The organism is Lysobacter sp. TAB13 (assembly GCF_052113885.1).
Lineage (GTDB): Bacteria > Pseudomonadota > Gammaproteobacteria > Xanthomonadales > Xanthomonadaceae > Lysobacter > Lysobacter gummosus.
Genome location: NZ_JBFRDR010000366.1, coordinates 1 through 370, shown reverse-complemented (window position 1 = coordinate 370; position 370 = coordinate 1). Strand labels below are relative to the sequence as shown.

Here is a 370-nt window from a genome sequence, read left to right as displayed (position 1 = left end):
GCGGCGAGCACCGCCACCGTGAGCGGCAGGCTGCCCGTCGTCTCCAGGGCGAGCAGGGCCATGGTCAGCGGCCCACCGACGACCGCGGTTGCCATCGCGCTCATACCGACGACGGCGAAGACCGTCGAAGCGGCCGGAATCCCGAACCCGGCGGTCCAGGCCAGAGCCACCAGCTTGCCGAACATGGCGCCGATGAAGAGCGAGGCGAAGAACAGGCCGCCGCGAAAGCCGGAACCGATCGAGACCGCCGAGGCGACCGATTTCAGCAGGATCACGGTCACGAGGAAGGACGCCGTGTAGTCGGCGGCGAAGCCGACATGCAGCGCGCTGTGTCCCGAGGACAGGACGGTCGGCGTCAGCAGGGCCAGCA

At 69.5% G+C, this 370-nt stretch carries 1 protein-coding gene; it reads right to left on the bottom strand.

Annotation, left to right across the window (positions count from 1 at the left end):
• Positions 1 to 370, bottom strand: a 370-nt coding sequence (locus AB4Y92_RS26555) for a chloride channel protein (RefSeq protein WP_441822340.1), incomplete at both ends; no start/stop codon positions are given.